The organism is Pseudomonas sp. B16120, from assembly GCF_044218845.1.
In the GTDB taxonomy this organism is placed as follows: domain Bacteria; phylum Pseudomonadota; class Gammaproteobacteria; order Pseudomonadales; family Pseudomonadaceae; genus Aquipseudomonas; species Aquipseudomonas paracarnis.
The window spans coordinates 3225023-3250280 of the sequence record NZ_CP162588.1; the positions used below are offsets into that span (position 1 = coordinate 3225023).

A 25258-nucleotide genomic window follows, 5' to 3' on the forward strand; every position below is an offset into this window, starting at 1 on the left:
GGCCGAATTACGGCGTGGTGGTACCGCTGATCACAGCGGCGAACGGAACCTGCTTGCGGCTGAACACGCGCTGCCAGTTCGCAGCAGTGGCGTATTGAGTGGCGGTCGGGCTGAGGTTCTGAGCCTCGGAACCCTTCCAGCTGAAGCCGGCAGGCTGGAGGATGTAGGTCTTCCGCTCCCACAGCACCTCGGCACCACCGCCGTTGCCGCCGCCCGGCTTACGCTCGAGCTCTACCGGAACCTTCGGCGAGCCTTCGCCATAACCGAAAGCGCCCTGGCCGAAGAACACGGACAGGTACTTGCCCGCGCCATACACCAAAGCGTCGTCCATGAACACTGGCTTGCCGAGGTAGGTGGCCAGGATGATCTTGCCGTCGGAGTCACGCAGGTACTCGATGAGGTCCTGCTTGACCATCTGGTTCATCACCACCGAGTGCACGCCGATCGCGCCGAACTGGTCGGCTGCGTCGCCAGCGGTGAACGCCGCATCCTGGAAGGCGTTCGCACTGATGGTCGCGCCCGCGTCGATGACCATGTCACCGCCATTGTTCGCGATGTTCGATGCGATGATGCCGCGAGCCGCGCCCAGGGTGTAACGCTGCCACTGGCGGGTCCAGTAGGTGCCGAAGCGGTTACGAATCTGCTGCTGAGGCTCGGTGTTAGCGAGTTCGGCAGTTAGGTCAGTGACGCCGTAGCCTTTGTTGAGGTACAGGACGCGGGCACGCATGCTGTCCTGGGTGACCTTGCCGACTTCACCTTGGTCGTTCGGGTCATCGTTGCTGATGTTCGGCGCTTCATCAGCGTTGAGATCCTGCCAGTAGCTGATCTCGGCGGTGCCCTGGCTGCCGGAGGCGATGGCATCCAGCACAGGCGAGCGGGTCACAATGCCCGACTCGTACACAGCGGTCTTTTCCGGGCTGTTAACCGGTGCCAGGGAAGCGTAGTAGTCGCCGACGAAGATGTCGGTCAGTTGGGTAGTTGCCATGGATTAGGTTCCTTTGGTGGCCTGGATTTTCTTGAAGAGCTCGGGGTTGTCACGGGCGATCGCAGCGCGCTCGGTTTCCGTGTACTCGCCCCACTTTTTCGTGGCCTTGCCACCGTTGTCGCCGGTCTGCCCGGCACCCTGAGCCCTTGGCCACAGGTGTGTTGCTGTTTCACGCAGAGATTCCGCCCATTCGAGCGGCGACAGCGGGGTTTTCCCGTCCTTCCCGTAAACGACCTCGCCGTCACGGTCGGTGGCAATCGCTTCGCCGTCTTCACTGAGTTTGAAAGTGCCCCGGGCGCGCAGGATGATGTCCTCGGCAGCCTCGGGGAGCGCGCCGGCCTTGATGGCAGCAGCGCGGATGGAGTCGGCCAGCACCTTGTCGCTGTACTTGGCAGCAAAGGCCTCGGCCTTGTCGGCGCGGGTCCTCTCAGCAGCCAGCTTGGTGTCGTAGTCGGTGCGAAGGCGCTCGGTACGGCGGGTGATGACCTCGTCCAGCTTGCCCTCGGCAATCAGCTTGGTCTCTTCATCCTGCCCAACCTTGGTCAGCAGCCCCTTCACGGCTGCGATGTCCAGGCCTTCGAATTGGGTTTTGAAGCCGTCCAGCTCGGTTTTGGTGGTCCGGAGCGAGCCAAGCAGCTCGGTGTTTTTGTTCTTGAGGCCCAGGGTTGCAGCCTCAACGGCTGCAGCAATGGCGTTCTGAACTGTCGGGTCTTCAAGATCAATCTGGTTTTTGTCTGCCACTTGGTGCACCCTTTGGGTTTGGTCGGCCCGCTTTGCAGGCATAAAAAAACCCAGCGTTCGCTGGGCTCTGAAACTCGCTTACCTTTTACTATTTCGGAAGTAAATCCGGCGCAAACATTTTAAAAAGTTCGCGATCTTCCGCTTGTCGGTATCGCAGCTTTTCAAGCTGATCCGCCTTATGCCGATCACTCATATCCGAAACAAGTTTATTCAGAAGATCACTATTTACTACATGAACAAAGCTTTCATGAGCATAGTGTATTACAACTTTCAACTGCGACTTAGATAGCAAATCCAAAGCATCAAAATAATCATCATTTATTTGAGCGTTAACTCGCCCTTGATGGATGCTTTTCGAGCTAAGCTCACTTACGAAGGGTGATAGGAGCCAATCAGCGAAGGCTGACAACCCTTGCTTCTCCATTGAGATGAGTTGAAGAACCTCTCCACGTTCAAGCTTATGAGGAAAACTCAGTTTCAGGTTTTTATTTTTTTCAAGCTTCGACTTATAAGACCCATTGCCAATAATCAAATCCACACCAACAACAGTAACAGGAATCAACCCCTCCGAAACAACTCTAAGGGACCAGTCCTCAACCGCTTTATTATCAAGAACCCGAGCTTTCATTCGTTCTTTATGTCTATTCTCGTACGATTGCCATAGAGCAAAAGCTACTGCAGAAAACGTTGCTAAGCCCACGAACCATTCCCCAATCGTTCCAGTAACGGAGACATGATTGGCAAGCCAGTCAACGTTGACTACACCTACAACCATGCCCAGCGTGAAAGAAATCAGGACCATCGCAAAACTAGTAATCAAGCGCTCACTCATAAATCCTCCTTGTGATAGCTTGAATGATAGCGTAGTGCCTCCACGCATTACAGCTATCGAACGACGTAAAAACCTCGCATCACTAAGTAATCGGCGAACTGCGTCCTGCTCAGCGCGTATGGCGGTGGCCGCATGCGCAGCCCAGGCGAATCGCGGTTGAGGCGCGTGCGCGGCCCGTTCGACTCGGTGCAGTGAGTCGGCTCTTCGATCTGGAAGCCTTGCTCAGCGGCGTAAAGTTCGACCGCCAGCCGTACCTGACCCCACTCAAGCTCAAAGGGCACGAATGTCTCGGAAAGCGTTTGGTGTTCGATCTTGCAGTCACGCCGAGGCCAGGCCATTGCCTGTTCAGGCCTGGCCTTGCGCCCTTTCCACTGACGACCGTTGATGTCGGCCGCAGCACGCAGCAGCAGTTCGACCTGGTCAGCCTCGGCTTCAGGTATCAGGAACCCGTAGTAGTCGCGGTAGAAGGTCAGCTTCTCCAGCGGCACGAAGCTATTGGCGTCCGGCCTACCCTTCCCATCCTCGACGATGATCTGCATGTGCTATCTCAACCTGGTTGAACGCCGAGTGTAACGCCTGCTCGGGTGAACATGTCAGGTTCGGCTTCCTTCAACTGCGCCAGGGTGAGCGGCTTGAAGGACTTGTCGAACTGCAGCTTGGCGAACTTCTCCGGCGTCAACCCACCGTCGCGGAACAACTTGCCCCGGACCGGCCCGAGGGCATGATCCTGGAAGCTCGCCGGTTGCGTTGCCAGCCACTCGTAATAGTTCAGTCCTGCGTCGACCTGGGCCCCACCATTATCGCCCACCGAGGCGCGCGTGGCGTCCTTGGCAAACAACTCTGAAAGCCTGGTGGTGGGCACAGTGGTTGACCGGCAGTTGATGTGCGCCGGCGGCAGCGGTCCCTTGCCCAAGTCGAAGCGCATGCCGTCCAGGCCTTTGCATTGCTGCGAGGTCTTGCGGTCTAGCGTCGACACCCAGCGATAACCCAACACCACGTCACTGTTTGCCTTCAGCGTCTCCATCCGCGCCGTGGTGGCCACGTGCTGGATTGCGGTCTGCACCACAGATGCCGCGTTGCGGTTACTCACCGCCAGGATACCGTCAGTGAAATTCTGCGCCGCGGTACCGCGAACCGCCTGGATGATCTGTGCGTTGGTCTGGCCCTGGCCGAAGCCGAGCCGGATAGTGTTCGTGACGCGCATCGTCTCGGCGCGTGTCCAGCCACTGACGAAGCTCTTGAGCAGCTTGCCGCCGTCGATGCCCTTTACCTGCAGAGGATAGGAGAACACCGCCGCGCGGATCACCGTATTGCTCGGCACCACCGCGTCGATTGAGAGCGCATTGCTCAGGCTTTTCGCCTCGAAGGTCGACTCATAAAGCGCGATATCTACCAGATCGGCCTGCACCAGGTCACCGTAGGCCTTGTAGATCTCCAGCAGCTTGCCGTCCACCCGGGCCAGAAACTGTTCAAGGCGGTCCCGGCTGTAAGTAGTCAGCTCCTTGCGGGACAACTGCTCCCGAACAAGCGTGTCGATCTGACGCAGGTACTTCTCGAACTTCTTGACCTCGCCGGCCTTAAGCCGCTCCAGCATTACCGAGTGGCGTGTCGTCTGCTCCAGCAGTTGGCTGTCGGCCTGCACCAGGTTTGTCGATGGCATCGTCTTTGTCCAAGTTGATGCCGGCCGACTCGCGCTCATCGCTGATCAGTTCGGCCTCGTCTTCGTATGGGCGCTCCGGCAGCTTGCCGGTGGTGAGGTACTGCCAGTAGGTGTCGGCGCTGATCGTGCCGGCCATTACGCCCTTAAGCAGCTCGGCGAGCACTTGGGCATCGACCACGGGAGTCACGAATTCAGGGTTAACCTTGAATTTGACCTGCTTGGGGTCGTATCCCTTCCACTCAGCGGCGTACCGCAAGCCCTGCTCCACTGCCTCCGCCACCGTGATGACGATGCTGTGCAGCGTGGCATGCTGGTCGTTTTGGCGTGTTTTTCGCGCCTCACCCGACTCGGTTCCACCAACGTCCATGACCTTGGCGCCAGCCTCAAGCGCGGCGTTCTTCTGGTCGTCCATGGCCTTGCGGACAGCTTCGATGCCAGCGCCTTGGAACTCCAGATAGCCACAGGACCCGCTAGGCCCAAGATCCCAAGCCGCCGATGGCCCGGTGACGCTCAATTCCACCGCCTCATCCAAACCAGAGACCCACGGCTGCGGGTGGCTGGTCTGGTGCAGTGAGGTGAAGTAGTCAGCGCTCAACTGGTAGGACTTCAGCGCGGCCCGGGCCATGGTCAGCAGCGGCACCTCGTCGACGTCTGGCGAGTTGTCGGTCGAGCCGCAGTAGATCACCGGCAAGTACGGCAGGCCTTTAACCAGACGGTTGTCAGTTCCTGTTGTGCCCAGCGGCTTTTCGTCCTCGACCAGCTCACCGCCTTCATTCCGCACGGCGGTGTAGCAAACCTGGTCGAGCATGAAGAACTCACGGAACACCGTGTCGCAGTCATGGCTGTAGCGATCCCCGCCTTTCTTGCGGAACTCGCGGAACACCGAAAGGACCAGGTCCTGCCGGCCGCCTTGATCAGCTGTATCCCAGTTGATCGCGTTGCGCGTCGCATAGGTCGAGAAATACGGCTCGCCACGGTCATCGATGTTCACCACCATCGGCACCCGGCCGTGCGAGATAGCCTGGCGCACCATGCGGAAGAACAACTGCTTCAAGCCGAAGCCGTCCGCCGTGGCGTTGTCCTCCAACCCTTTCAGCCCGCTGGGCAGCTCGATCTCCGGAATTAGGCGGGACACCAAGCCCATCATCGAGCGCAACGAGTCGCGCACCCAATGCTCGTACTGAGCGCAGTTGGTGTAGTTCTCGTAGAGGTACTTGTTACCCGCGGCGTCGATCTTCTCGGCCTCAACCATACCGCTCGGCTTGGGCAGGTTGCGCTCGTTGCGCTTTACGGCGCACTCACCCTCGAGCGCGTCGTCCATCATCTCCCACTCGGCGATATGCGCGTCGTAGTCTGGGTTTGTCGATTGCACTGGCATCAGGCCAAGCCTCCAATTCGGCGTGTTCCGCCTGTGCGTTTGCGTCGGCCCATCGAGACGGCGAAGTACCGGAAGGCGTCCGCGCCGTGCGATGACCAATCGTGAAGTGGTTTGTCTTTCCAGCAGCCCCGCTTGTCGTCCCACTCCTTTCGGTAGTTCTCCAGGCAGGAAATACCCAGGTCGCACTTGGACTCATCGAAAGCACAGGCCGGAAGGATCTCCCGCACCTGCTCAATGCCTTCGTCGATGCCGAGCTTCGGAACAACGCTAAACTTGAGGCTGTATTTTTGCCCGTCGATCTCGTAGCCCTCACGGGCCAGTTCACGGCGGGTCTTGCCATCGCTGCCGAATTCGCGGTTGTCGATGTCGTGCGGGCCCCAGTGATCGCCATACGTGTATTTGCGATCCTTGAGCACCTTCATGTAGTGCCGCAGGCCTTCTCCACTGTTCTCGTAGAAGTCGATGACGTGGTATTCCTCGCCGACGATCCGGACGAACCAGATGGCCGTGGAGTCGCCGATGCCGATATCCCATATCGTGTGAACTGGAAGGTGGCTGTTGTGGGGTAGCGCGCCAATGCGTTGAGCTGCGTAAAGCTTGGTGAACTGCTTGGCGTAATAAGCGCCCTCGATCGACTGCTGGAAGGCCTCCGCCGGCAATGACGGGTATTCCCGCTTCATGTCGTCGCCGAGCGTCTTCTCCTTGGCCGCATACCAGGCGCGCTGTCCCTCGTTGGTGACGATCCCGTGCTTGGCGTGCAACTCGTTGAAGTAGTCGGTCAGGCGCTGGGGCAGCACCACGTCGGTCGAGTCAAGGCTGTAGGCCTTGTTGTTCCACCAACTGAAGAAAAAGAACTTCCAGTCGAGCAGACCCAGCGGAACACCGGCCAGTTGCTGGCGCTCTGCCGACTGACTGTAGTCAAAGAAATACCCGGCCCGGCCTTCTGCCGTCGACTCGATGGTGACGAAACAGTCAGTAGCCACGGCTTCGAAGGCGCCAGTGACAATTTCGCGGGCCTTGTGTGGGAACTTGGCGCAGATCTTCCCGAACTCGGAAACGTGCAGGTAACGCAGCGTGCCACCCCGAAACGAGGTACTGACGTAGAGCGAGCCGCCCTTGCTGAACACCAGCTCTCCCGCAGCATCGTTGCTCGCAGGGTTGGCGGCGCGGATCTCTTTGGGCAGGTTGTCATACGCGTACTTCACTTTCTCCCGGAACAGGCGTTTGGCGTCATTCAGGGTGTGGGCGATCAAGGCGCACTTCGCAGCCTCGAACAGCGCCGCATCCAACTGGACGATACACACCAGCGTCGTGAAGCCAAGCTGACGCGCCTTCAGGATGATGTTCCGGGTATGCATCCCCTGGAAGTAATCGATCTGCTCCTGCGTCATGCGGAAGCGAACCTTCTTTCCCTGCTTGTCGGTGATGAAGTAGAGGTTATTCAGTCGCCAGAACCGATCCCGAAGCAGCTTCATGTGCTCGGGCTTCATGTCAGGCGTCCTGTGTTAATTCATCCATCATCTTCGAGATCTCGTCGGCGTCGTCCGTCTTCTCCTTCTCGTCCAGGCTGAATGCCTGACGCTCCAGAACTTGCAGGTTCTTCATTGCAGAGGAAAGCTGGAACAGGGTTTTTGAATTGCTGGGTAGCGCGACAGCAGCGAGCATCGAGGCCCGGCGCATCCCGTTATTGTCCTCGTCAGTCGCGTCGATGATCGCGTTTTCGATCTCTTCGCGGCGCTGGATGGTATTGAGCAAGTCATCCATCAGCAGGTTCGCAAGGTTCGTGGCCTTGCGAATGTCTCGACGGTGGCTGCGAACCACCCGAGCCCCTTCTTCTGCGGCCTCCTCGATGATCTCAGCGTCAAGTTCGCAGTTCGCGCCTTGGTCGTTGCGAACCTCTCCGCGAACCAGCTTGCTGCGAACCTCTTTGCGCACCTGGTCAGAAAGGTCTCTCGCCCATCCTTGGACCTTGGCTTTCTTCCTGATTGCGGTGTCGCTCACGCCTTGGCGCTCTGCGATAGTCCTGATGGAAAGCGAACCGGCCCGGTAGGCACGTTCGATTGCCTCCCAGTCGGGTTGCTTGGTTGTCATTTGAAAGCTCCAGATACAAAAAGCCCCGCATATAGCGGGGCTCAAATCACATTGATGGACCGTCGAACCTTGGCTTCCGATCTTCTTCCAAACGCTCAAGCTTCACTTGGAGAGCATTCGCCTCAACCTCGCTAACGCAGTACTCAAGAAGTTCGCCATTGACCAAAACAGCCCACACAGCTTCATGTTGACCTTTATACTTCTCAGGCACGTCAGCGCCTTGCAGTTTTACAACAGAAACAGCCATTGTTTCTTTCCCTTCCTATGGATGAAGGGTTAATGATATCAAGCGCCGTCAAGCAACACATCAATCAGCTTCTGCTCACCCAGGCGCATAGCGCCCAGGCATTGCAGGTCATCGCACTTGGGACCGAGACCGAACACGGTCACCTCTCCCTTCGCACCGATCAGGGTCAAGGCGCCTACGGTGCACTCGGGGTGCTCGCCCGCGTCGAGGTCGTCGGCAATCTTGCGCAAGGTCTTGGCGGCATCACGCCAGTCTTCACGCTTGAACTCCAGAACCTTGACGGTCATGCCCTACCCCTATCTCGCGCCACGATTTGGCGCATTCGAAAACGTGACGCGGATTACTGAGCAGCCCGATTTAGGGCCTCGTCAGCCTTATCGGCGGCCTGGGCAGCAGTAGTCGCAGCCTTTGACGCCTTCTCGGCGGCGGTGCCGGTTTTGCGTGTCAGCTCTTCCAGTAGTCGATCACGCTCTGTCATGGCCGTGTCGTATGCCTTTCGTATGTCCTGCACCTGGTTGCTTTGCTTCTCAGCAAGAGACCAGTAGGCAGCCTGGTAGCCCAAGACAGCACCACCACCCACGAGCACGACGGCAATGGCCCAGACCTCGGCCCGCCGCCACCAGCGACGTGCGATAAACTCCAATGCGCATCTGTCCATCAGGCGATTCCTCCCAGCTTGGTGCGCAATCGAGTGATCTCGTCGCTCTGCTGTGTCACGCGGTCAGTGAGTTGAGCGACCTGACTGGTCAGCGCCTCGATCTTGCCCTCCATGCGCCCAACGGCGGCGGCCAGGTCATTCCGCTCTTTCGCGAACTGATCAGCGCGGGCCTCGGCTTCTTTGCGGGCGGCGCGCTCCTGGTTCAGCAGCTCGTTCAGTCGGCGAAGTGTGCCGATGTCCGCGCTATCCATAGCCCGGTCAGTCGCATCCTTTGACAGGAACTTGCGCAACCAAAGCAGACCGCCTAGCACTACGGTGGCACTACCGCCCAGCCAGGTAGCTGTGCCTGGGCCGAGGTCAGTAGGATCCATCGTCACTCCATGAAGAAAATGGCCTTGGCCAGTGAAAAGTCAGCCCCGGCGGCACTCCCTGCTCAGAGCGAAGGGTGTGGCGGGGCCGAAAACGGAAAAACCCCGCACGATGGCGAGGCCTTGAATAGTTGCGCGACCTAAGCCGCGCGATATTGCTCGGCAGGCACGCACTTATGCAGGCCCACCGCCTTCAGTGTGGGTTAAGCCACAGTGCCGTCGGCGTTGAGATAGTCCCAGCGCATATACACGGGAATGTTGTAGCTGTCGCTCAACTGCATATAAACCCCCAGCCCCGCAGGAATCACAATGGGCTGAAAAACCTCACCCCCGGTATAGATGATCGGTAGGGTAAATTGAAAGCGATCTGGCGGCGGGGTCAGACCAACACTCACGGTGTTTTGGGCCCAGGTACGAATGTCATAAAAAATAATGCCATTCACGTTTTGTTGTGGTGTGAATAACGTAGCTACCTGACTGGCGCTACCACTGAATTTCAGGTCGTTTTTGAAGTGTTTGCCGAGTACTCGTACAGTCATTTTGTCACCTATTGAGTCGAATGATTTGACGCGGAGATTTCCGCTTTCATGTCGCTCAAAGGCGATTGCTCGAGGCTCGTGGCCTTCACATGATTCAACGTCCCGCATCGGGAACATTTGATCTGGAGCTCTGTAAACCCACCCGTACGGGCGAGAAGTCTTTTGCAGTTACCGCATCTGAATTCTTTCAACATCTGCAAATCCTTTTGCTGAATTGCCCTTTCCATGGGCAATAAAAAACCCGCTCAGCGCAAACTGGCGGGTCTTGAATTGGGCGCACCGGACAAACAGTGCAATGTAACTATGTGAGCATCCCTGAAGCTGTCAAGGGGCTCGAATGGTCATCGCCGGCAGGTTGTTGATGTAGAGGGCGGTTAAAGCATTCGCTGCCATATTGCTCGCAGAAATCTTCAAAAATTTCACCATACATTCACCTCCTTTTTGTCCGGACTGCTTCGTTTGATTGGGGGTATTCACTACCGCTTGCAGGAACCACAATAAAAAAACCACTGCACCACAACCCAACATCAACAGCCAGCCGACGCCGCTTAGCGCTCGGTATGTGATTCTTACTCGCGCAGAACCACAGAATGGTTAGATATTGGCTCAATAGATCAGTTCACGTCAAGCAATATTTGCCATTAAAAGGTCTTCTTGTTCGAGAATGTGCTGAGCCTCGACAAGAGCGAGATCCACGCCGCTTTCTAGAGCCTTGCGAATGTCACGCCTCCAACGCTCTTGGGTCTTGATGGGGTGCGGCTCGTTTGACCAGTTGTCCATCTCGTACCAGGCGGCGGGTAGAACGTTAGTTGAGCGTTTGCCGTCCACCCCAGGGAGCCGAGGCAATGCCCAGGTCACCACCGCGCAGTGCAGGAACCTTTCTGGCGCCGGCGACCGCATCACGCGCGTCAGCTCAGCAATAGCCGCGTGCTTGCGTTCTGTGTGCGTTGAGAACTTCGCCACCAGGGCGCACCAATGCTCGGCAGATAGTGATTTGTGCAGACGCCCGAACACCCAGCAGTCAGTCAGGAATGCAGCCTCCTTGCCGACGATTTCCCCCTTCTGCTTTGCGCATTGCACCTTGGGCTCAAAGTCGCAGCCGCCGGCGGAACTGATTGTTTCGGCCGCAAGGGCTCGAACTACTGCTGAAACAACGTTGCGATAGGTCATGCGGCTTCCCCTTTTTTCAGCTCTCTGGTCTTTGCCCGGTATTCGGCGGTCATCGCCTTCAGCTCTTCCACGGTGTATTTCTTGGCCTCATGAGGGCCTTCAAGCCATGTCACCTTTTCCTCGCCAATTCTCTGTAGGAGCGAGATTCGGTAATTGATGAGGTTTCCCGAGAGGTGGTTATTGCACGGGGCGCACTGCTTCCAGGCGTTGAGCGGTTCAAACCTCAGCTCTGGGTTCGCTCCGACAGTGCGGTAATGGCCTGCGTGATACTGACCTTCATGGTGGCGGCCGCAGCTGATGCATGGCTGATCAGCATCACGCGCTCGTATCCATGCGTTGAATGCCTGCTGCGTGTCCTTGAGGTGGTCCGCCCTGCTCTTCAGCTTCTCCTTGCGGACCTTGATGTCGCGGCGACCAACATCCGCCAGGGCCTTCTTGGCGCTCGCCTGGCCCTTCTCTGACTTGCCGTAGGAGATGGCGCACTCGATCTCGCCGCACACCGCCTGCGAGCCGCGGGCAGGCATGAACATCACTCGGCACTCAGGGCAGCGTTTGCGGCGTGGCCTACCGGACGTGAGCGGGGTTTTGCGTTGTAATGGGGTGCGCCTCATGCGGCCTCCTTGAATGCTTCGAACTCTGCCATTTCGGTCAGGCGCTCTTCCGTGAGCGTCGGCCAGTCATGCAGCACCAGGTACGCGCAGCACTGGCGCCAGAAGTCTTGGAATGTCTCCTCCCCCATCGAATCGTAGGAAAGGCTGCGGGGTGTCTTGCGGGTGAGCTGGCCCAGGCCGGGAATGTCGAACAGTTCCTCGTCGCAGTACACGCCAGATTCCAATTGCAGCGCCTTGATAGCGTCGTGGGACTGCTTTCCGGAGAACCGGTCGATGTTCTGACTCAACACTCGGCCCAGTCCGTGAACCAAGCCATTGAACCGTGGATTACGTGGCTGCTTGAGGTCGGCACGGATCTTCGCGTTCATCTTGAATTCACGCTCGCGCAGGATCGACCGGTCAGCATCGGAGGACGGCACGAACGCTGCCACCTCCTTGCCCGTGGCTGGATCGACCAGGCGGCGCAGCACCAGGTACACAGGCATTGGGCGGGGCTTGGCTGGCTTGCTCATTGCGCCGCCCTCTTCTCGTCGAGTTCGCGGGCTTGCTTTATCAGCAGCGCCCGGCGTTCCGCCAGCTCATTGGCCGCCTCAATCCGAATTTCGGTTTTTCGTTCGGCGCTGGCCTTGCGCATCTCCAGCATCGAGTTTTTGACCAGCTCCAGCTTCTGGCGCAGCACTGGCACAGCCTGGGTGACGGCGCCGGTGAGCAAACCGGCAATGGCGCGGCCATCCTCGGTAACTGGAACAATGCTCAGATCAGCCAAGTACTTCTGGCCGTGCTCTTGGGGAATGCGCTTTAGCTCCACAGCCTTGGTGACGGCCTGGACGCGACGGTTGGAGTCGAAGCCCACGGACACGTGCCAGTTGACCTGTTTCGCATCCTCGCGGGCCTGGCCCACGAACCTTTGGTAGGCGTCGATGAACGCCATGCGCGCACCGATTTTGTCGCCGCCATCCAAGATGGGTTTCGCGACTGCCAGTGCCAGTTGGATTTCATCGGTCAGCACCACGGTTTCAAACTCGTCGTTGGTGGTCATAGCGATGGCCCAGGCCTCGTCCTTGCCTGGACGGCCGTCGGAGGACTGGACGCGTTGCAGGATGTCAGCCATTGCCAGCTTGCCCTTCACCTCGAAGCGGCAGGCCTTCAACGCGGCTTTGACGACGGGTACCGGGTAGGCGCAGAGGTCTTCGGCCATCATCGCGGCAGTGCCTGGGTTCATTTCCTGGCCCATGGCTTCGGCGGTTGCGCAGATGGCAGCGGCCAGCCCGGCCACCTGCTGGTCGCTCATTTCAGAGGTATTCATTGCGGTCACCTGCTTGGCGTTTGGCCAGAACCATCTGGGCGGCCTGTTCTGCTGCGGAGTGGTTCGCCTCTGTCCGCTCCATCTGGCGGGCGGTTGTGCCGTTAACGCGTTGTCCGGTTACCCACTGGGTGTGGTAGCTCTCGGCGTTGGCCAGGAGCTCGTTGAGGCTGTGGCACTTGCGAAGAACAGCTGCATCGCTGGTTTTCAGGAAGTAAGCGGCGACGTGGTGGGCGACGTCGGCACCGAGGCGGTCGACCAGTTGGCCGAGTTGGCCGCCGACCTTGGCATTCCACACCGGCCAGGCGCTGTAGCGCTTGCGGTAAGCCATGGCGTAGTTCGCCCAGACTTTGAAGGTCTTACAGGTCTGGTCTTTGGGGCCGGGCATGTCGGCGGGGATCTCAACCCGAGGAGTGTCGGTGCGATCCACCACCAGCACCAAGCCGCGGGACTGAGCCGGCTTGCCGGTGGCGTCCTGCACGTCCTGACTGGTGTCCTGATTGGTACCCTGATGATTGGTATCCTGATTTATCGGAGATTTATCCGACCCTTGCCCGGATTTTTTTCCGACCTTGCTCGGAGATTTATCCGAGGTAGATCGGATTTTTTTCCGACCCTTATTGTTTGGTGGGGTCGGATATTTTTCCGACCCGTCGAGCTTCTGGTTCCACTCGATCGCTTTCTCTGTGAGGCGAAAAAGCGTGATGTTCGAAGTGCTGGAAAGCTCAATCAAACCGGCCTCTTCCAGGGCCTTCAGCATGCGGTAAGCGGTGTCTGGCTTGCCAGTGAGCAGCGGTAGCTCCTCAGTGATCTTAGCCTTGCTCAGCGCGAAGAAGATCCCGTCATCAGTCTTGATTGGCTTGGCCCAGCTCGGGCAGCCGTAGACGAACGCGAACAGCAGGGCCTGCTGAGAATTCAGCCCCCACTCCAACGCCTTCACCTGGTTAATCGTGACGGTGTATTGCATGTCAGGCCTTCCCGACCTTAGCGGCCAATTCAAGGAAGCGATCCGCGTACCAGTGAGGCTGCGTCTCGCGGGGGCATTGAGGGCTGGTGAGGTTCTTCCCGTAGGCCATGCCCTTCTGCGTCACGGACCAGAAGTCGACAGTCTCTTGTTTGGAGTTTTTGCGCTGCAGAACCTTGAGGAAGCCATGGGCCTCAAGCGCAAGGTTGAAGGCACGGGCTGTGCTGGAGATGGCGTGTTCTTTGATAAGCGCGGTGATTGCCTTGGTGGGCATCGAAGAGCCGCCAGCAGCGTCAGGCGCAGCGTCCACGGCGTAGCCTGGGAGGAACTTGGCGTCCAGGCCGTTGTTGGCGGCGATTTTGGCCAACATCAACATCTTGCTGGAGTTGGCAGGCTTCAGCAGGCGGTCGAAGCATTCCAGGATGGCGAGTTCGCCGACGATCTTGGAGTTGTTCGGGCCCTGGGCGGAAAAGGTGCCGGTCTTGCGGATACTCGGTAGGACCTGGCCCACTACCCACTTTTCGAACTTCTCGGCAGCCGGCAGCTTGGACTTCATCACCAGCCGGTACAGGTCGCGCTCAGGAATAATGGTCATGAAACCACCACCCTGTTTCGGGGTAGTGGTCGCGGCCTTGCAGTGACGAGCTACGGCGTTCTCAGGCTTGGAGTAGCCGAGGGCGTCAGCGACATCGCGGGCAACAAACCACGGATCGCCGAGCTTGTCGGTGATGACCCGAATCGCGGCGCCGTCGAAGTCGAACGGAATCACTGAGGAATTGCGCGCCACGTTTTCAGATTGCGGAAAACGTGGCGCGAGATTGGTAGAGCTATTGATATGTGGCGGGGTTTGCATATAATCGGCCTCACAAAGTGTTATCGAATTAGCCGACCTCGACCGTCGGCTTTTTTGTGCCTGGGTTTCAGATCCGCTTAATTCATAGTGCGAACCCGATGGGCACCGATTTCCGCGCATGCGCGGGAAATCAAGAAACAGATTTCAAATTTCGCTGGACCGAAGCGAGCAACTGCTCGGCACGACGCCCCAACTCCCCCGCCTTCGCTTCAACCTGGCGGCACTGCTTGGCGAATGCCGGTAGGTGCGGCAGATCCAGTTCGCACATCACTTGGTCGTCGAACACTTCGCTGCCGGTGTCGATCACATCACCCAAGGCGCGGATCAGCGCGCCGAAGCTCTTGTTTGCGCATTGGTCGCTGGTCATCTGGCGGGCGCCGGTCAGGCCGTGGCGGCTTGCCAACTCGTTTACGCAGTGGTCGCGAAATTCAGGCTCAAGGGCGTTGACCCATGACTCCTCCAGCCAGGACGGCATTTCCTGATCGCCGGACAGCCAGCGCTGAACACGTTTGAGCCAGCGACCAGTCGCCTTCACGAAGTCGGCAACGTCGTTCTGTAAGGTCAGCGCTGCGAAGTCCGGCACCTCTTTGGCGATAGCCTTCTCCGGGAACGACAGGTGAAGCTCGCGGCTCAGCGCCTGGGCGAAGTCGTCCTGGCTCAGGCTGGTGCGCGCAATCTGATTTGCAGCGTGGGCGACCAGCACCTGATCACGAGTTTGTACGATGTGTCTGGAACTGGACGTATGCATGGGGACTACTCTCTTCTAATCTGGCTTCAATGGAACGGCGGACAGGGATGTCGCTTAGGCGGCCCGAACATCCGTAGAAGATTGCAGCGGAAAAACGCGATCCAAAGTGCATTTCGCACCCAATTCATTCAGCGCCTGGACGATCTTCCGGGCATCTTCAAGCTTCAATGGGCGTGCCCCCGACTCGTAGTTAGCGAGCCGCGACTGCTTCCAGTTGAGCTTTCGGTGCAAGGCTGCCTGGGTGATTCCGGCCTCTTCACGAAACTCTGCTATGAGGTTCATTGCGTTGCTCCTGCGGTCATTAAACCAAGGATAAACACATAACGTGTTATTGGCAAACACAATAAGTGTGCGGAATTTATTTCACTCCGTGATTAAAATTCGATCCATGAAGACACTCGGATCGCGCATCGCTCACTACAGAGAAAAAGCAGGGCTTTCTCAGGCTGCCTTAGCAAAGGCGTGCGGGTGGAAATCCCAATCGCGCATAGGAAACTATGAGAAAGATGCTCGGGAGCCAAACCTTGACGATATCGCCAAGATTGCCCATGAACTGAAAATCGATCCGGCAGCGCTGCTTTTGCCTGGCGAAAGCCCCTCGAATATTTCAATCGCCGCCCAACCCACCAAATCATTCCGCTACCCAGTAATCAGTTGGGTCGCCGCCGGCGCCTGGGCGGAGGCCGTTGAGCCATACCCGGCTGGATTCTCGGACAGTTATGAGTTCTCGGAGTACGACTCCAAGGGCACCGCGTTTTGGCTGAAGGTGAAAGGTGACTCGATGACGGCACCCGCCGGCCAGAGCATCACCGAGGGCACTCTGATCCTTGTGGACACAGAGGCTGAGGTTGCACCAGGTAAGCTGGTGGTGGCCAAGCTACCGGATAGCAATGAGGCGACGTTCAAGAAGCTGGTGAGCGATGGCGGCCGGCTTTTCCTGAAGCCACTGAACCCGAGCTACCCCATCGAGGCGGTAGACGAGAACTGTCGGATCGTGGGCGTGGTTGTGCAGGCACTGCAGAAGTTTTACTGATGCCATCCGCCCTTGGAAAGCCATCGACCTCTTGGCGAGAGCAGAGCTTTTGGAACAAGGTGTGGACCTATGCCCTGCTTGCGCTCATGGTGGTTTTCACAGCCGAGGCTGGAATTTGGCCGGACGGCAGTTCATCCCATCGCAAGCGCGTCTTCAGCCCTGGCTTCGTTGTGCTCTGCACCCTCGTGGCTGTGGTTGAGCTGATAGCGCTAAACCATTTCTATAGCGGCAGATAAAACCCGGATGGGTACCTCGATTCGGAAACATGCATAAATCGGGTTATCGCCTGGTTCATCCGTTCGCTGTCTTGAGGTGGCTAGCTCAAGTCATAGAGATCGAAAAACCAAACATGCGCGACATTAGCACTGTTTATATATACAGTTTTTGATGATTTTTTTGGAAAGGAAGCCTACGATGAACGAAAGCACCGACCTTTACACCGTTGACAGTCTTCTGATTCGTTACGAGGGAAAGGATGCAGATCGTCATGTCATTGACATGATGGCTCTGGGTGAATCAATGCAAGGATTTGGTCGAATCTACAGCGTCGTCGGCCATTTTGTGGCTACCGGGTCCTACGCCAAGCAGTGGCAAGCACTTGAAGTCAGGGCTTTTGCAACTGAGCCAAAGGCCAAGTGCTTTCAGTTAGCTGTTGAGCTGCAAAGCGTCATGCAGTCACAGCTAATGTCCGGCTTAGCCGGCAGTATCATTACCGCTATTGTCTCTTATATCGTTGCTAGGAATAGCAACAAGGGCGAAGAAATGAAGCATCTGAGGGAGCTGCTTGAAAAGCAGCTCGATTCACAAACTGGACGTAATGATAAGACTACGGACCGGTTGCTTCTGACTATCGAGAAACTTGCAGAAAGTTTGAGATCATCACTCAAACAAGCTGTATCCCCTGTCGGGCAGACGTGCCGCAGCATTGACATCATCCCGAGTCCGGAATCGGGAGCGCAGCCTATATCTATTGATCAGGCAACCAAAGACGCGATCCTTGCGGATGACGATGACGCGGAGCTCACAGGCCTTAAATCCTTTGTGGTCATCATCACGGAAATGGATAGAGAGCGAGGAACAGCGAAGGTCAGGCTTCTCGGACAGGATGGCGAGCCTGAAGCGGATGACGATGGAACGAGCCGTGTCAACGCCAAAATAACTGACCCCGCTTTTGAGTCGAGTGCAAATGTTTATATTCAACATTTTGCATCTGGTGAAAAGCTTGAAGTGCGAGGTAAGGCCAGCATAAAAGAGGGTGTGATCAGGCAGCTGTATTTATCCGATGCCGGCTGAGCCCCCCATATAGATTCATGCACCCGTTAGTACCAAGCCCGGCCCAGCGCCGGGCTTCTTGTTTCTGGCAAGCGCCCTGCTCTGCTATTGTGGCGCTCCCTGGACGCAATGGAAGCAACGAAGAATGGACTCATGGAAGAACCTGGCAATCGCCGTCATGGTGCTAAGCAGCACTCAGGCAATTGCAGCCGAAAACAACAACCCGTTCCAAGGCGCGCTAATGATCACTACCATAGTGCCCGCGGTGATCATCTCAGCGCCCACGGCTATTACCTCGGAAATTCCAGAGTATTTTAAGTCCGCCAAGACTGACGCCCTGGCGTTCATTGGTTCGGACGGCGAGATTCGCGGCGCACAGTTTGAGCAAGCATCCCGACACTACCGATTGAGGTCTAAGGCTCCCGTCATGTCCGATATGCAACTCGCCAAGGCAATCGCGACGTCCTACTGAGCGCAACCTTTCACATCCCTTTCACAGTCGGGCGCTTATGGTTACCACAGCTCCTAGAGAACATCCCTTTAAGCCCGCTACTCCCCATCGCGGGCTTTTCTTTGCCTTGACTTCGGTGGTCTGTAAGCGTCCGAGCTACACCGCCTTGCAACTCAAACCTAAATCCGTTTAAACCGCTGATTCACGCGCTCGCACTCAAATGCCGCTGGATCAAAAACATCGCCATGCCATTCAACCATGTCGTCATGCTCTGGATGATCGGGGTTGGCCATCGCTGCCAAAAAGCCCTCATAGCCAGGCCCGCCACCCACGTCTTCCGGTGGGCAAGCATTGGCGCCATCGATGCAATACGGCGCCTGAGGACAGGCAATAGCGGGTAACGTTTTTTCGACCTTGATACTGTGATGCCAGCTGTCACCAAAGTCGTAGAGATAATTAAATGTCCGCTTTCCGTTCAGCGCCTTGATCAGCGTTTTACGAGCTTCCGGGTTAACCGCCGGCCCCCAGCCATCGGGATCGGGCATACCATAACGCTCACCGGCAATTTCAAACTCATGCAGATGGCTATCACTCCAGCCCATCACGGCCTGGATGACATGGTGCAGTTTGCCCAAGGTGATGTTTTCAGGCACTGCGAAACGGCGCCAAATCTTCGGAGTGATCCACTTCAGCTCAATGTGCAGCAGCAACAGCTCGGAGGCGGGTTTGGGTAAACGGACAATTTTAACCATGGATCAGGCGGCCTCGCAGTGCTCAGAGTGGTTCAAAGAAATATTCCAGGGCAGCAACTCGCTTACCCGATTGATTGGGTGCTCGGCAATATGCTCCAGCACGTAGGTCAGATACGCCTGCGGATTTAACCCGTTTAATTTGGCAGTGCCCACCAAGCTGTAAATCGCAGCCGCGCGTTCTCCGCCGGCATCGGAACCGGCAAACAGATAGTTCTTGCGGCCCAGCGCAACGGCGCGCAGCGCCCGTTCGGCGGTGTTGTTGTCGATTTCGATTCGGCCGTCATCGCAGTAGCGCATTAAAGCCTGCCACCGATTGAGGGCATAGAAGATCGCACCGCCCAATGCCGATTTTTTCGACAGTTGAGTCAGCGTCTGGTTAAGCCATGCGTGTAATTGTTCCAGCAGCGGACTGGCCCGGCTTTGCCGAATCGCTTTGCGTTGGTCAGGCGGTTGCCCTCGAATTTCGCTCTCGATGGCATACAGGGCAGCAATTCTTTGCAGCGCCTCGCCAGCAAGTGGTGAAGCCTGGTCTTTGTAGACATCGTAAAACTTGCGCCGGGCATGAGCCCAGCAGGCGGCTTCCTGAATAATGCCCGTCGCATACAACTGAGCAAAACCGGCATAGCCGTCAGCCTGCAAGATCCCGCTGAAACTCTTGAGATGAGCGCGGGGATGTTCTCCCTTGCGATCCGGCGAGTAGGCAAACCAGACCGCCGCCGGTGTCGTGTAACCAGCAGGTCGGTCGTCGCGCACGTACGTCCACAGGCGAGCCGTTTTGGTCTTGCCGTTGCCCGGCGCGAGCACGCCAATCGGCGTGTCGTCGGCATGGACTTTGTGACCGCTCATGACGTGGTGCTCAAGGGCGTTGATCAGTGGCCTGAGCAACTGACTGCTCTGGCCGACCCAGTCGGCCAGGGTTGAACGCTCCAGATCCACGCCCTCACGGGCGTAGATCTCGGATTGTCGATACAACGGCAAATGGTCAACAAACTTGGAGACCAGCACATGGGCCAGTAGCCCCGGGCCTGCAAAGCCTCGAGCGATCGGGCGACTCGGCGCCGGTACCTGAGCAATGTGCTCACAGCAGCGGCAAACCCATTTGGGGCGAACATGGCGGATCACTTTGAAACGCGCTGGGACGTACTCCAGCACCTCAGACACATCCTCCCCCAAGTGGCGAAGTTTCCCACCACAACCAGAACACTGTGATTCGGGCTGATGGACGTGAATTTCGCGAGGCAGGTGTTCAGGTAATGGCTTGCGCCGAGAGACAGGGCGAGGTGGCGGTTCGGTTGGCGGCGTCAGTTCAGTCTGGCTGACTTGCAACTCTTCAAGACTCAGTTGGAGCTGATCGATCATCGCGTCGAGTTGCTCGGAGCTGCGACCGAACTGCATACGACGCAGCTTGGCGATCATCATTTTCAAGCGCTCAATCTCTGCCCGTTGGGCAGAGACCAGAGCTTTCAAGGCTTGAAGATCGTTAGGCAAGGAGTCGGTCGCGATAGTCATGACCGAATGTTACTTGGGATTTTTTCAGCGTGGCAAGTCAGACCGCAAGGACGGGCGCTGTACGAGTGGGCCTGCGCCAATCAATGCCTTCCAATAGCATCGACAACTGCGCAGGCGTTAGCGACACGCTGCCGCTGGTAGCTTGCGGCCAAACGAAGCGCCCTTGTTCCAGCCGTTTGCAAAACAGGCACAAACCGTCGCCATCCCACCACAACAGCTTGATCCGGTCACCGCGCCGTCCGCGAAAGGCAAAAATCTGGCCAGAGAATGGATCGGCTTCAAGTTGAGTTTGCACCAAGGCTGCCAATCCATCGAAGCCACGGCGCATATCCGTGACGCCGGCGGCGATCCAGATACGGGTTCCAGCAGGCGGGGCAATCATCGCAGTAACTGCTGCAAGATGACTTCCAGGGTATGCGGGTCAGGCGTGCCAGTGATGCGCAGCTTGGCTTTTCCAAGCTCAATCACGATCTCGGAATAAGATACGGGCTGTGGCTGGAGGGTTTGCGATGCATCCGTCGACGCCTCAATCACCTGAACAGGCAAAAGCGTTGCGCTCTGGTTAGTCGGGCCGAACATCCCTTCATGATATTGATGCCGCCAGCGAAAGACCAAGTTGGCATTGACGTCATGCTCACGAGCGATCAACGACACGGAAGCACCAGGCTGGAGGGTGGCCTCGACGACTTGGCGTTTGAACGTCAGCGAAAAGTTGGGGCGGCGACCGGTTCGACGAGCGGGGGCAACTGTATCCAAGATAGTGTCCACTAAAAAATGGTGTCCACTATCTTGGCTAATTTGGAGGGCTGTCAGGAGAGGGTGCTGGCCGGACGGTTACGGTGGTCTACGCTATCTAGGCCCTCAATTGGAGACGACGCCATGCCCTCCCCCTACTCCCTTCCCCCTTATACTCGAACGCGTCTACGAGAACCCGCTCGCCCTGGAAGCGGCACTTATGGAGCTGACATTGCTCGTCGAAAGCCAAGGCAGTGTCGAGGCTGGCGGCAATGTTCGCGGTGCACTGGAGACGATCGGTGAGAACGCCGGGCATATCAAGCAGGGGTTGGCTAGGTTGAGGGCACAAGGGCCTGATTGATTACCTGCCCGCCAGTAGTGGCTGTACGCCACGAATGGTAAGGTGCTGGCTCAGTCAGAGAGAGACCCTCATGCTTAAGAAATTGCTCGCTGCTTGTGCCGCCTCGCTTCTTCTTACCGGGTGCGTAAAGCCCACTCCAGAGCAGCTTGAAAATCCGGACTATGGACCTTATCCCTTCGACTATGATCGTACGATCAAGGCATATATGGCGCGGACTCAGCCGGATCCTGACTCAACAAAGTATCAATTTCTGGGTGACCCTATTCCGATGTGGAATGGCATCTTTGGGCTTCGATTCGGGTATGGGATGTGCGTCATCGTGAATGCAAAGAATATTTATGGCGGCTATGCGGGGCAAGAATTGTGGTTTTTCATGCTGCGTGGCGATCAAGTCATGGAGACAAATAGCGCTCGTGTGGGTGGACACCCAAAGGCATTTGCTCGGGTGAAGTGCGAAAAAGTTGGCTTCAACCTGGGAGGCTGAACTAAGTCGAACCCTTGAGAATTTAATAGTGAAGCCCGTCGCGCGCGGGCTTTTTCATGCCTGTAGATTATTGCGACGTCACCGAGGCTTGCGGCTGTGCAGAAGGTGGAAGGCTTACAGCGCTCAGCTTGCCAGTAGCGTCTTCTGGAAGCGTGTACATTGCACCTGTCAACGGATCAACGATCAACATACCTATCAAGCCGCCAATAAGCAGGTTGCCCCAGTACCAACCGCTTACAGTCGACTTCAGAGGGACAATTGTTTCTGCATAGCCGTCTTTTTGGAAGGTAACGGTGTAGCTCTGGCTTTTAAAGTAGCCCCTGCTCGTCTCCAATATCGCGGAATCTGGAGTGACGCCCTTATGCAGCACACCTCCACTACTGTCCTTGATTACGTAGTTGGCATTCGTCGGAAGGCTGTACAACCCAACCTTCGGCTTGCTATCGCTGACAATGCTTGCGCAGCCGCCCAGGGCAATCATTGCAATAAGCACTACGACTCCCGCCGCCTTTCCCATCTTCATACCATCACTCCGTAGCGCCTTCATTGGCTTGGCCGATGCTCAGCCGGCGCGCATTGTATCCGAATGATGGCAGTTAGACACCCCGCCACAGAGCTTGGCTTTTATGGGCTTAGGGCGTCTTTAATCAAGCGATTCATGCATTTATGCATGAAACTTCCTGCCGCACTCTTGCCAAGATACGTCAGCATCAATACTGTGCATCCATACAGTATTCGCAAGGAGCGAAGTATGATCCAGTCACCCTACTCCACCCCGAAACCGAGAAACTCCTACGAGCTTGTGGGTCATCGCCTGCAACGCATAATTGCCTCTCCTAGAGTACAGCGGATTCAGTTGGTCGAGGTTTCCAGACGCGACGATGAAAGCCCTGAAGCTTGGCGCCAGGTCATCCAGGATATCGGCGACACCGCTGGCATAAGGATCGAGCATTTGGAGGGCGGCGCTGTCAGGATCGGCTGGCGCGAGTACTGCGATTCCTAAATGAGCTCGCCGATAGGCCGGCTTCCTGCTACCTCCTTCCCAATCACCCTATAAACACCATACATCGTGATTCAATCATGAAAAATACAAACACATTTCGTGTTGACACAATAAACACACTCTGTGATTATCGCCTCAAGCCAGCAATGAAGAATGTCGGCCAGCAGCGAAACCTGCGCCGTTCTTTAGCGATACCCATTGCCGGATCACCACCGGCCCAGATTCAAAGGCAGCGATGAACCGGCCTAAACGGTTCAGAGGGTTGGCAACTGGCCCGGGCGTGCAGCGTAAAGCGCCAAGAACAGTTATCCAGCGGGAGAACAAGCCGAAAGGCCCGCGGCTGGAAGAACATTTGATTTAAGCCGATGACCGACGCCAGGTGTTATGCGGGTCACGGCGGAAAGCATCACTGAGCAGCCTTCTTGCGAGGGCTGCTTGGGATGACAACCGAGGAATGGGCGATGAGCAATTCAGTTTTTGAAGCAAGCGATGAGGTGGTCAACGAGGCGGCCGCATCGTGCGCCAGGCTGCTGGAAAAGTGGTTCGGCGGAATCGACGAGGCAATTGCAGCGCTCGAAGCTGATCAGGCCGATATGGCAGACCTCGCGCTGCGCAGCTACATCAAACAGCGCAAGGCTATGACAGTCACCGCGCACATGAACATTCAGAGGTTCTCCCGTGAGGTTCTCGGGAAGGTCGCTTGAAGCATGACGGACCTTTTCACTGATGCCCATCCAGAGCGGTGGGCATTTGGAAAACAACCGAGGGCAAGACCATGAATATCGTGATCGGCACAGACACCACTTCTTATTGCGTGATGTGCTCGGATGAGGATCAAACAGCATTGGTGCTGCGAGAGTGCGAAGAGGATGGCCACCAATACCGATATGCAACTGATGCGGATTGCTCTCTGGAAAAGGTCGCGTTCCTTGACTGGAATCCAGCCTGAACAACCAGCGCCACGACAGCCTGTCGTTAACTGCCCTATACCGGTGATGGTTGAGGTCCTGGGTGAACCCACCCGATCCTCTCTATGAGAGCGCATCGGGGTGTGATTTGGAGTTTGCCTCGGCGGATCAGGGGCGCCCTGCGTGCGGGGTGGGGTCGACTAGGTAGCGCTGCCGAAATCGACGTAATTCTTTTGGGTTCGAATCCCTACCAAATCACACCCCGATGCGGACGAAACAGCGTCCTATAGCCGCCTAAATGCATCAACTCGTATGAGACTCAGCAAGCCTAGCATCGTAATTTCGGGTATTGACCAGCAACCATATGGAGCTGATCAAACAAAGAGTTATGACGGCAATAGAAGTGGGCAAATGAAACTGATGCGCGCCAGCCAGAGCCAGTCCGGCGTGAATAATGAATGTCAGCGCACCTAAACCGGCGCAGATCTTGGCAAAAAACGGCGCGCGACTCGTGCCCAGTAAAACATGCCGATACCCAATCAGTAACACAGGTATGACTAAGGCATTGAAGAGCAGAAAGCCTTGAATACCACCGGGCAAGAAAAACAACTCCCATTCGCGCCAAAAGGCAGCATCTATCTGATGAAGAACCAGTAAAAGCATCGTCAAAAAGTAGCTTCTTTCCATTTAAGCAGCCCCATAGGGAAAGTAATGATCATCCATTGATACAGCGCTTGGATGATATTAGCTGCCAAGACAAAACGCTAATGCTCCTCTGCGCCTCTACCCGTCAGCACTCCTCCCCCGCGCCCATCGGCAACCAGCGGGAGGCATGAGTGTTGACGAATACAGGTAAACAACCGCCACCTTGGAGGTGACCATGCACCACAGCATCCAATCACGCCGCGACGTTGTCGACGGCCTGCGTCAGCGCTCCCGTATCGCCACGGCCGATTTCTATCGGCTGATTGGTCGGCCGGTGCCAGTGGTTACCTTCCGGATGATGGTGAAGCCTGCTGGTCGTGATTTCTTCCATGTGGTGGATAGCCTGACCGGAAAGGTCATGGGTTTCCGCCGCGATCACAACGAAGCCTGCGCCCTCGCCCGGCGCCTGGAGACTCACCATGCCAACCAGCTACGCGGATAGCGCCCAGGCCAGGGAATCCGACAGGCGCTGGGACTTGCCCAACTTTGGCAAGAAGCAGCACGTCGACCTGTTCCACGAGTACACGGCTGACGTCGTCGCTGAGCGCGAGGCTCGGCGCATCAAAGAGCGCGCCAGCCTCAAGCTGCGCATAGGTGCCGTTATGGCTCAAATGGAGCTTATCTGCCCGCCAGTAGGAGGTGCCGAATGAACGTCGCACAGCGAGATCATAAGAACGCTGTGAGCTGGATCGAGGGCGAGATCGAAAACATGATCCGCGACCTGGGCAAGCCGAATGCCAGCTCAGCTGCTACATCGTGCGTCACCCTGGCCTTCATGCTGCGCGTTATCGACGACAGCGAACATCGCTACTTCCGGGCGCGCATCGACAAGATCTACGCCAACTACAACGCCTCTATCGTTTCCGCTGCTTAACGGCGCCACCCCACCACAACACT

Annotated in this window: 39 protein-coding genes and 1 pseudogene; 12 read left to right on the forward strand and 28 right to left on the reverse strand. The window is 57.0% G+C overall.

Annotation, left to right across the window (positions count from 1 at the left end; genetic code table 11):
* Positions 1-7 precede the first annotated feature (7 nt).
* The 22 genes from AB4P90_RS15015 to AB4P90_RS15120 form a co-directional block, all read right to left on the reverse strand.
* A complete protein-coding gene (locus AB4P90_RS15015) occupies positions 8-985 on the reverse strand; it encodes a major capsid protein (RefSeq protein WP_197865177.1) in 978 nt (325 codons plus the stop codon).
* A 3-nt stretch (positions 986-988) separates the two neighbouring features.
* Positions 989-1726 carry a hypothetical protein gene (locus AB4P90_RS15020; protein ID WP_201914993.1) on the reverse strand — a complete coding sequence of 246 codons (738 nt, stop codon included), beginning with the start codon at positions 1724-1726 and terminating at the stop codon, positions 989-991.
* An 88-nt stretch (positions 1727-1814) separates the two neighbouring features.
* Positions 1815-2558: a hypothetical protein gene (locus AB4P90_RS15025; RefSeq protein ID WP_197865175.1), complete on the reverse strand. Its 744-nt coding sequence runs from the start codon at positions 2556-2558 to the stop codon at positions 1815-1817.
* A 53-nt stretch (positions 2559-2611) separates the two neighbouring features.
* A complete protein-coding gene (locus tag AB4P90_RS15030; RefSeq protein WP_201914991.1) occupies positions 2612-3097 on the reverse strand; it encodes a DnaT-like ssDNA-binding protein in 486 nt (161 codons plus the stop codon).
* Between the two features lie 8 nt (positions 3098-3105).
* Complete coding sequence (locus tag AB4P90_RS15035; RefSeq protein WP_395605080.1) at positions 3106-4218, reverse strand: minor capsid protein; 1113 nt, start codon at positions 4216-4218, stop codon at positions 3106-3108.
* Positions 4136-5596, reverse strand: a complete 1461-nt coding sequence (locus tag AB4P90_RS15040; protein WP_201914988.1) for a DUF4055 domain-containing protein — start codon at positions 5594-5596, stop codon at positions 4136-4138. The genes AB4P90_RS15035 and AB4P90_RS15040 overlap by 83 nt, the downstream gene beginning before the upstream one ends.
* Complete coding sequence (locus AB4P90_RS15045; protein WP_197865172.1) at positions 5596-7086, reverse strand: terminase; 1491 nt, start codon at positions 7084-7086, stop codon at positions 5596-5598. Before AB4P90_RS15045 ends, AB4P90_RS15040 begins: the two co-directional genes overlap by 1 nt.
* Position 7087: 1 nt before the next feature.
* Positions 7088-7687 carry a hypothetical protein gene (locus AB4P90_RS15050; protein ID WP_197865171.1) on the reverse strand — a complete coding sequence of 200 codons (600 nt, stop codon included), beginning with the start codon at positions 7685-7687 and terminating at the stop codon, positions 7088-7090.
* Between the two features lie 46 nt (positions 7688-7733).
* On the reverse strand, positions 7734-7934 hold the full coding sequence (locus tag AB4P90_RS15055) for a hypothetical protein (protein WP_197865170.1): 201 nt from the start codon (positions 7932-7934) through the stop codon (positions 7734-7736).
* Between the two features lie 38 nt (positions 7935-7972).
* Positions 7973-8221, reverse strand: coding sequence for a hypothetical protein (locus AB4P90_RS15060; protein ID WP_197865169.1), 249 nt, complete (start codon positions 8219-8221; stop codon positions 7973-7975).
* A 53-nt stretch (positions 8222-8274) separates the two neighbouring features.
* Positions 8275-8592: a hypothetical protein gene (locus AB4P90_RS15065; protein WP_201914986.1), complete on the reverse strand. Its 318-nt coding sequence runs from the start codon at positions 8590-8592 to the stop codon at positions 8275-8277.
* Entirely contained in the window at positions 8592-8963 is a 372-nt protein-coding gene (locus AB4P90_RS15070; RefSeq protein ID WP_125970272.1) for a chemotaxis protein, read from the reverse strand. The genes AB4P90_RS15065 and AB4P90_RS15070 overlap by 1 nt, the downstream gene beginning before the upstream one ends.
* 200 nt (positions 8964-9163) lie before the next feature.
* Positions 9164-9499, reverse strand: coding sequence for a 3-methyladenine DNA glycosylase (locus AB4P90_RS15075; RefSeq protein WP_125970273.1), 336 nt, complete (start codon positions 9497-9499; stop codon positions 9164-9166).
* A gap of 8 nt (positions 9500-9507) precedes the next feature.
* Entirely contained in the window at positions 9508-9693 is a 186-nt protein-coding gene (locus AB4P90_RS15080) for a Com family DNA-binding transcriptional regulator (protein ID WP_201914984.1), read from the reverse strand.
* A gap of 430 nt (positions 9694-10123) precedes the next feature.
* Entirely contained in the window at positions 10124-10669 is a 546-nt protein-coding gene (locus tag AB4P90_RS15085) for a hypothetical protein (protein ID WP_019816758.1), read from the reverse strand.
* Complete coding sequence (locus AB4P90_RS15090) at positions 10666-11280, reverse strand: recombination protein NinG (protein WP_201914981.1); 615 nt, start codon at positions 11278-11280, stop codon at positions 10666-10668. Before AB4P90_RS15090 ends, AB4P90_RS15085 begins: the two co-directional genes overlap by 4 nt.
* On the reverse strand, positions 11277-11792 hold the full coding sequence (locus AB4P90_RS15095) for a hypothetical protein (protein ID WP_069868605.1): 516 nt from the start codon (positions 11790-11792) through the stop codon (positions 11277-11279). The genes AB4P90_RS15090 and AB4P90_RS15095 overlap by 4 nt, the downstream gene beginning before the upstream one ends.
* Positions 11789-12586 (reverse strand): hypothetical protein, encoded by a 798-nt coding sequence (locus AB4P90_RS15100; RefSeq protein WP_201914980.1) that lies wholly within the window; start codon positions 12584-12586, stop codon positions 11789-11791. The genes AB4P90_RS15095 and AB4P90_RS15100 overlap by 4 nt, the downstream gene beginning before the upstream one ends.
* Positions 12573-13550 (reverse strand): phage replication protein, encoded by a 978-nt coding sequence (locus AB4P90_RS15105; protein ID WP_201914978.1) that lies wholly within the window; start codon positions 13548-13550, stop codon positions 12573-12575. Before AB4P90_RS15105 ends, AB4P90_RS15100 begins: the two co-directional genes overlap by 14 nt.
* Before the next feature lies 1 nt (position 13551).
* On the reverse strand, positions 13552-14400 hold the full coding sequence (locus tag AB4P90_RS15110) for a BRO family protein (protein WP_201914977.1): 849 nt from the start codon (positions 14398-14400) through the stop codon (positions 13552-13554).
* Between the two features lie 130 nt (positions 14401-14530).
* Positions 14531-15148 carry a hypothetical protein gene (locus tag AB4P90_RS15115; RefSeq protein WP_191949319.1) on the reverse strand — a complete coding sequence of 206 codons (618 nt, stop codon included), beginning with the start codon at positions 15146-15148 and terminating at the stop codon, positions 14531-14533.
* Between the two features lie 54 nt (positions 15149-15202).
* Positions 15203-15430, reverse strand: a complete 228-nt coding sequence (locus AB4P90_RS15120) for a helix-turn-helix transcriptional regulator (RefSeq protein ID WP_191949320.1) — start codon at positions 15428-15430, stop codon at positions 15203-15205.
* A gap of 43 nt (positions 15431-15473) precedes the next feature.
* On the opposite strand from AB4P90_RS15120, the gene AB4P90_RS15125 reads away from it, so the two are divergent.
* The 4 genes from AB4P90_RS15125 to AB4P90_RS15140 all read left to right on the forward strand — a co-directional run bounded on the left by AB4P90_RS15125 (position 15474) and on the right by AB4P90_RS15140 (position 17925).
* On the forward strand, positions 15474-16181 hold the full coding sequence (locus AB4P90_RS15125; RefSeq protein ID WP_082561474.1) for a LexA family transcriptional regulator: 708 nt from the start codon (positions 15474-15476) through the stop codon (positions 16179-16181).
* On the forward strand, positions 16181-16417 hold the full coding sequence (locus tag AB4P90_RS15130; protein ID WP_232246152.1) for a hypothetical protein: 237 nt from the start codon (positions 16181-16183) through the stop codon (positions 16415-16417). The genes AB4P90_RS15125 and AB4P90_RS15130 overlap by 1 nt, the downstream gene beginning before the upstream one ends.
* 178 nt (positions 16418-16595) lie before the next feature.
* A complete protein-coding gene (locus AB4P90_RS15135) occupies positions 16596-17474 on the forward strand; it encodes a hypothetical protein (protein ID WP_105706787.1) in 879 nt (292 codons plus the stop codon).
* A 124-nt stretch (positions 17475-17598) separates the two neighbouring features.
* Entirely contained in the window at positions 17599-17925 is a 327-nt protein-coding gene (locus tag AB4P90_RS15140) for a DUF2388 domain-containing protein (protein WP_191949321.1), read from the forward strand.
* Between the two features lie 158 nt (positions 17926-18083).
* Here the strand turns inward: AB4P90_RS15140 and AB4P90_RS15145 are convergent, their stop codons facing one another.
* The 4 genes from AB4P90_RS15145 to tnpA are packed head-to-tail and all read right to left on the reverse strand — an operon-like array spanning position 18084 to position 20921.
* Positions 18084-18656 carry a plasmid pRiA4b ORF-3 family protein gene (locus tag AB4P90_RS15145; protein ID WP_395605081.1) on the reverse strand — a complete coding sequence of 191 codons (573 nt, stop codon included), beginning with the start codon at positions 18654-18656 and terminating at the stop codon, positions 18084-18086.
* A 3-nt stretch (positions 18657-18659) separates the two neighbouring features.
* Positions 18660-20165, reverse strand: a complete 1506-nt coding sequence (tnpC, locus tag AB4P90_RS15150; protein WP_395605082.1) for an IS66 family transposase — start codon at positions 20163-20165, stop codon at positions 18660-18662.
* 37 nt (positions 20166-20202) lie between these two features.
* Entirely contained in the window at positions 20203-20547 is a 345-nt protein-coding gene (gene tnpB, locus AB4P90_RS15155; protein WP_395605083.1) for an IS66 family insertion sequence element accessory protein TnpB, read from the reverse strand.
* Complete coding sequence (gene tnpA / locus AB4P90_RS15160; RefSeq protein ID WP_395605084.1) at positions 20544-20921, reverse strand: IS66-like element accessory protein TnpA; 378 nt, start codon at positions 20919-20921, stop codon at positions 20544-20546. Before tnpA ends, tnpB begins: the two co-directional genes overlap by 4 nt.
* 123 nt (positions 20922-21044) lie before the next feature.
* Between tnpA and AB4P90_RS15165 the strand changes: the two are divergent.
* Positions 21045-21261 (forward strand): annotated as a pseudogene (locus AB4P90_RS15165) (hypothetical protein).
* A gap of 70 nt (positions 21262-21331) precedes the next feature.
* Complete coding sequence (locus AB4P90_RS15170) at positions 21332-21745, forward strand: hypothetical protein (protein WP_069868617.1); 414 nt, start codon at positions 21332-21334, stop codon at positions 21743-21745.
* Positions 21746-21812: 67 nt separating this feature from the next.
* On the opposite strand, the gene AB4P90_RS15175 is transcribed toward AB4P90_RS15170, so the two are convergent.
* On the reverse strand, positions 21813-22268 hold the full coding sequence (locus tag AB4P90_RS15175; protein WP_201914976.1) for a hypothetical protein: 456 nt from the start codon (positions 22266-22268) through the stop codon (positions 21813-21815).
* A 228-nt stretch (positions 22269-22496) separates the two neighbouring features.
* Here AB4P90_RS15175 and AB4P90_RS15180 point away from each other — a divergent pair, with 228 nt between their 5' ends.
* The 3 genes from AB4P90_RS15180 to AB4P90_RS15190 all read left to right on the forward strand — a co-directional run bounded on the left by AB4P90_RS15180 (position 22497) and on the right by AB4P90_RS15190 (position 23697).
* Positions 22497-22748, forward strand: a complete 252-nt coding sequence (locus AB4P90_RS15180) for a DUF1654 domain-containing protein (protein ID WP_201914975.1) — start codon at positions 22497-22499, stop codon at positions 22746-22748.
* A 461-nt stretch (positions 22749-23209) separates the two neighbouring features.
* Positions 23210-23452 (forward strand): hypothetical protein, encoded by a 243-nt coding sequence (locus tag AB4P90_RS15185; protein WP_191949322.1) that lies wholly within the window; start codon positions 23210-23212, stop codon positions 23450-23452.
* A gap of 71 nt (positions 23453-23523) precedes the next feature.
* Positions 23524-23697 (forward strand): hypothetical protein, encoded by a 174-nt coding sequence (locus AB4P90_RS15190; RefSeq protein ID WP_191949323.1) that lies wholly within the window; start codon positions 23524-23526, stop codon positions 23695-23697.
* Between the two features lie 262 nt (positions 23698-23959).
* Here AB4P90_RS15190 and AB4P90_RS15195 read toward each other — a convergent pair whose 3' ends face one another.
* Positions 23960-24343 carry a DUF6713 family protein gene (locus AB4P90_RS15195; RefSeq protein WP_191949324.1) on the reverse strand — a complete coding sequence of 128 codons (384 nt, stop codon included), beginning with the start codon at positions 24341-24343 and terminating at the stop codon, positions 23960-23962.
* 193 nt (positions 24344-24536) lie between these two features.
* On the opposite strand from AB4P90_RS15195, the gene AB4P90_RS15200 reads away from it, so the two are divergent.
* Genes AB4P90_RS15200 through AB4P90_RS15210 form a run of 3 tightly spaced genes read left to right on the forward strand, consistent with a single transcriptional unit; the run spans position 24537 to position 25235 of the window.
* A complete protein-coding gene (locus AB4P90_RS15200; RefSeq protein WP_191949348.1) occupies positions 24537-24803 on the forward strand; it encodes a hypothetical protein in 267 nt (88 codons plus the stop codon).
* On the forward strand, positions 24781-25011 hold the full coding sequence (locus AB4P90_RS15205; protein ID WP_201914974.1) for a hypothetical protein: 231 nt from the start codon (positions 24781-24783) through the stop codon (positions 25009-25011). The genes AB4P90_RS15200 and AB4P90_RS15205 overlap by 23 nt, the downstream gene beginning before the upstream one ends.
* Positions 25008-25235, forward strand: coding sequence for a hypothetical protein (locus AB4P90_RS15210; protein WP_093114030.1), 228 nt, complete (start codon positions 25008-25010; stop codon positions 25233-25235). The genes AB4P90_RS15205 and AB4P90_RS15210 overlap by 4 nt, the downstream gene beginning before the upstream one ends.
* Positions 25236-25258 lie beyond the last annotated feature (23 nt).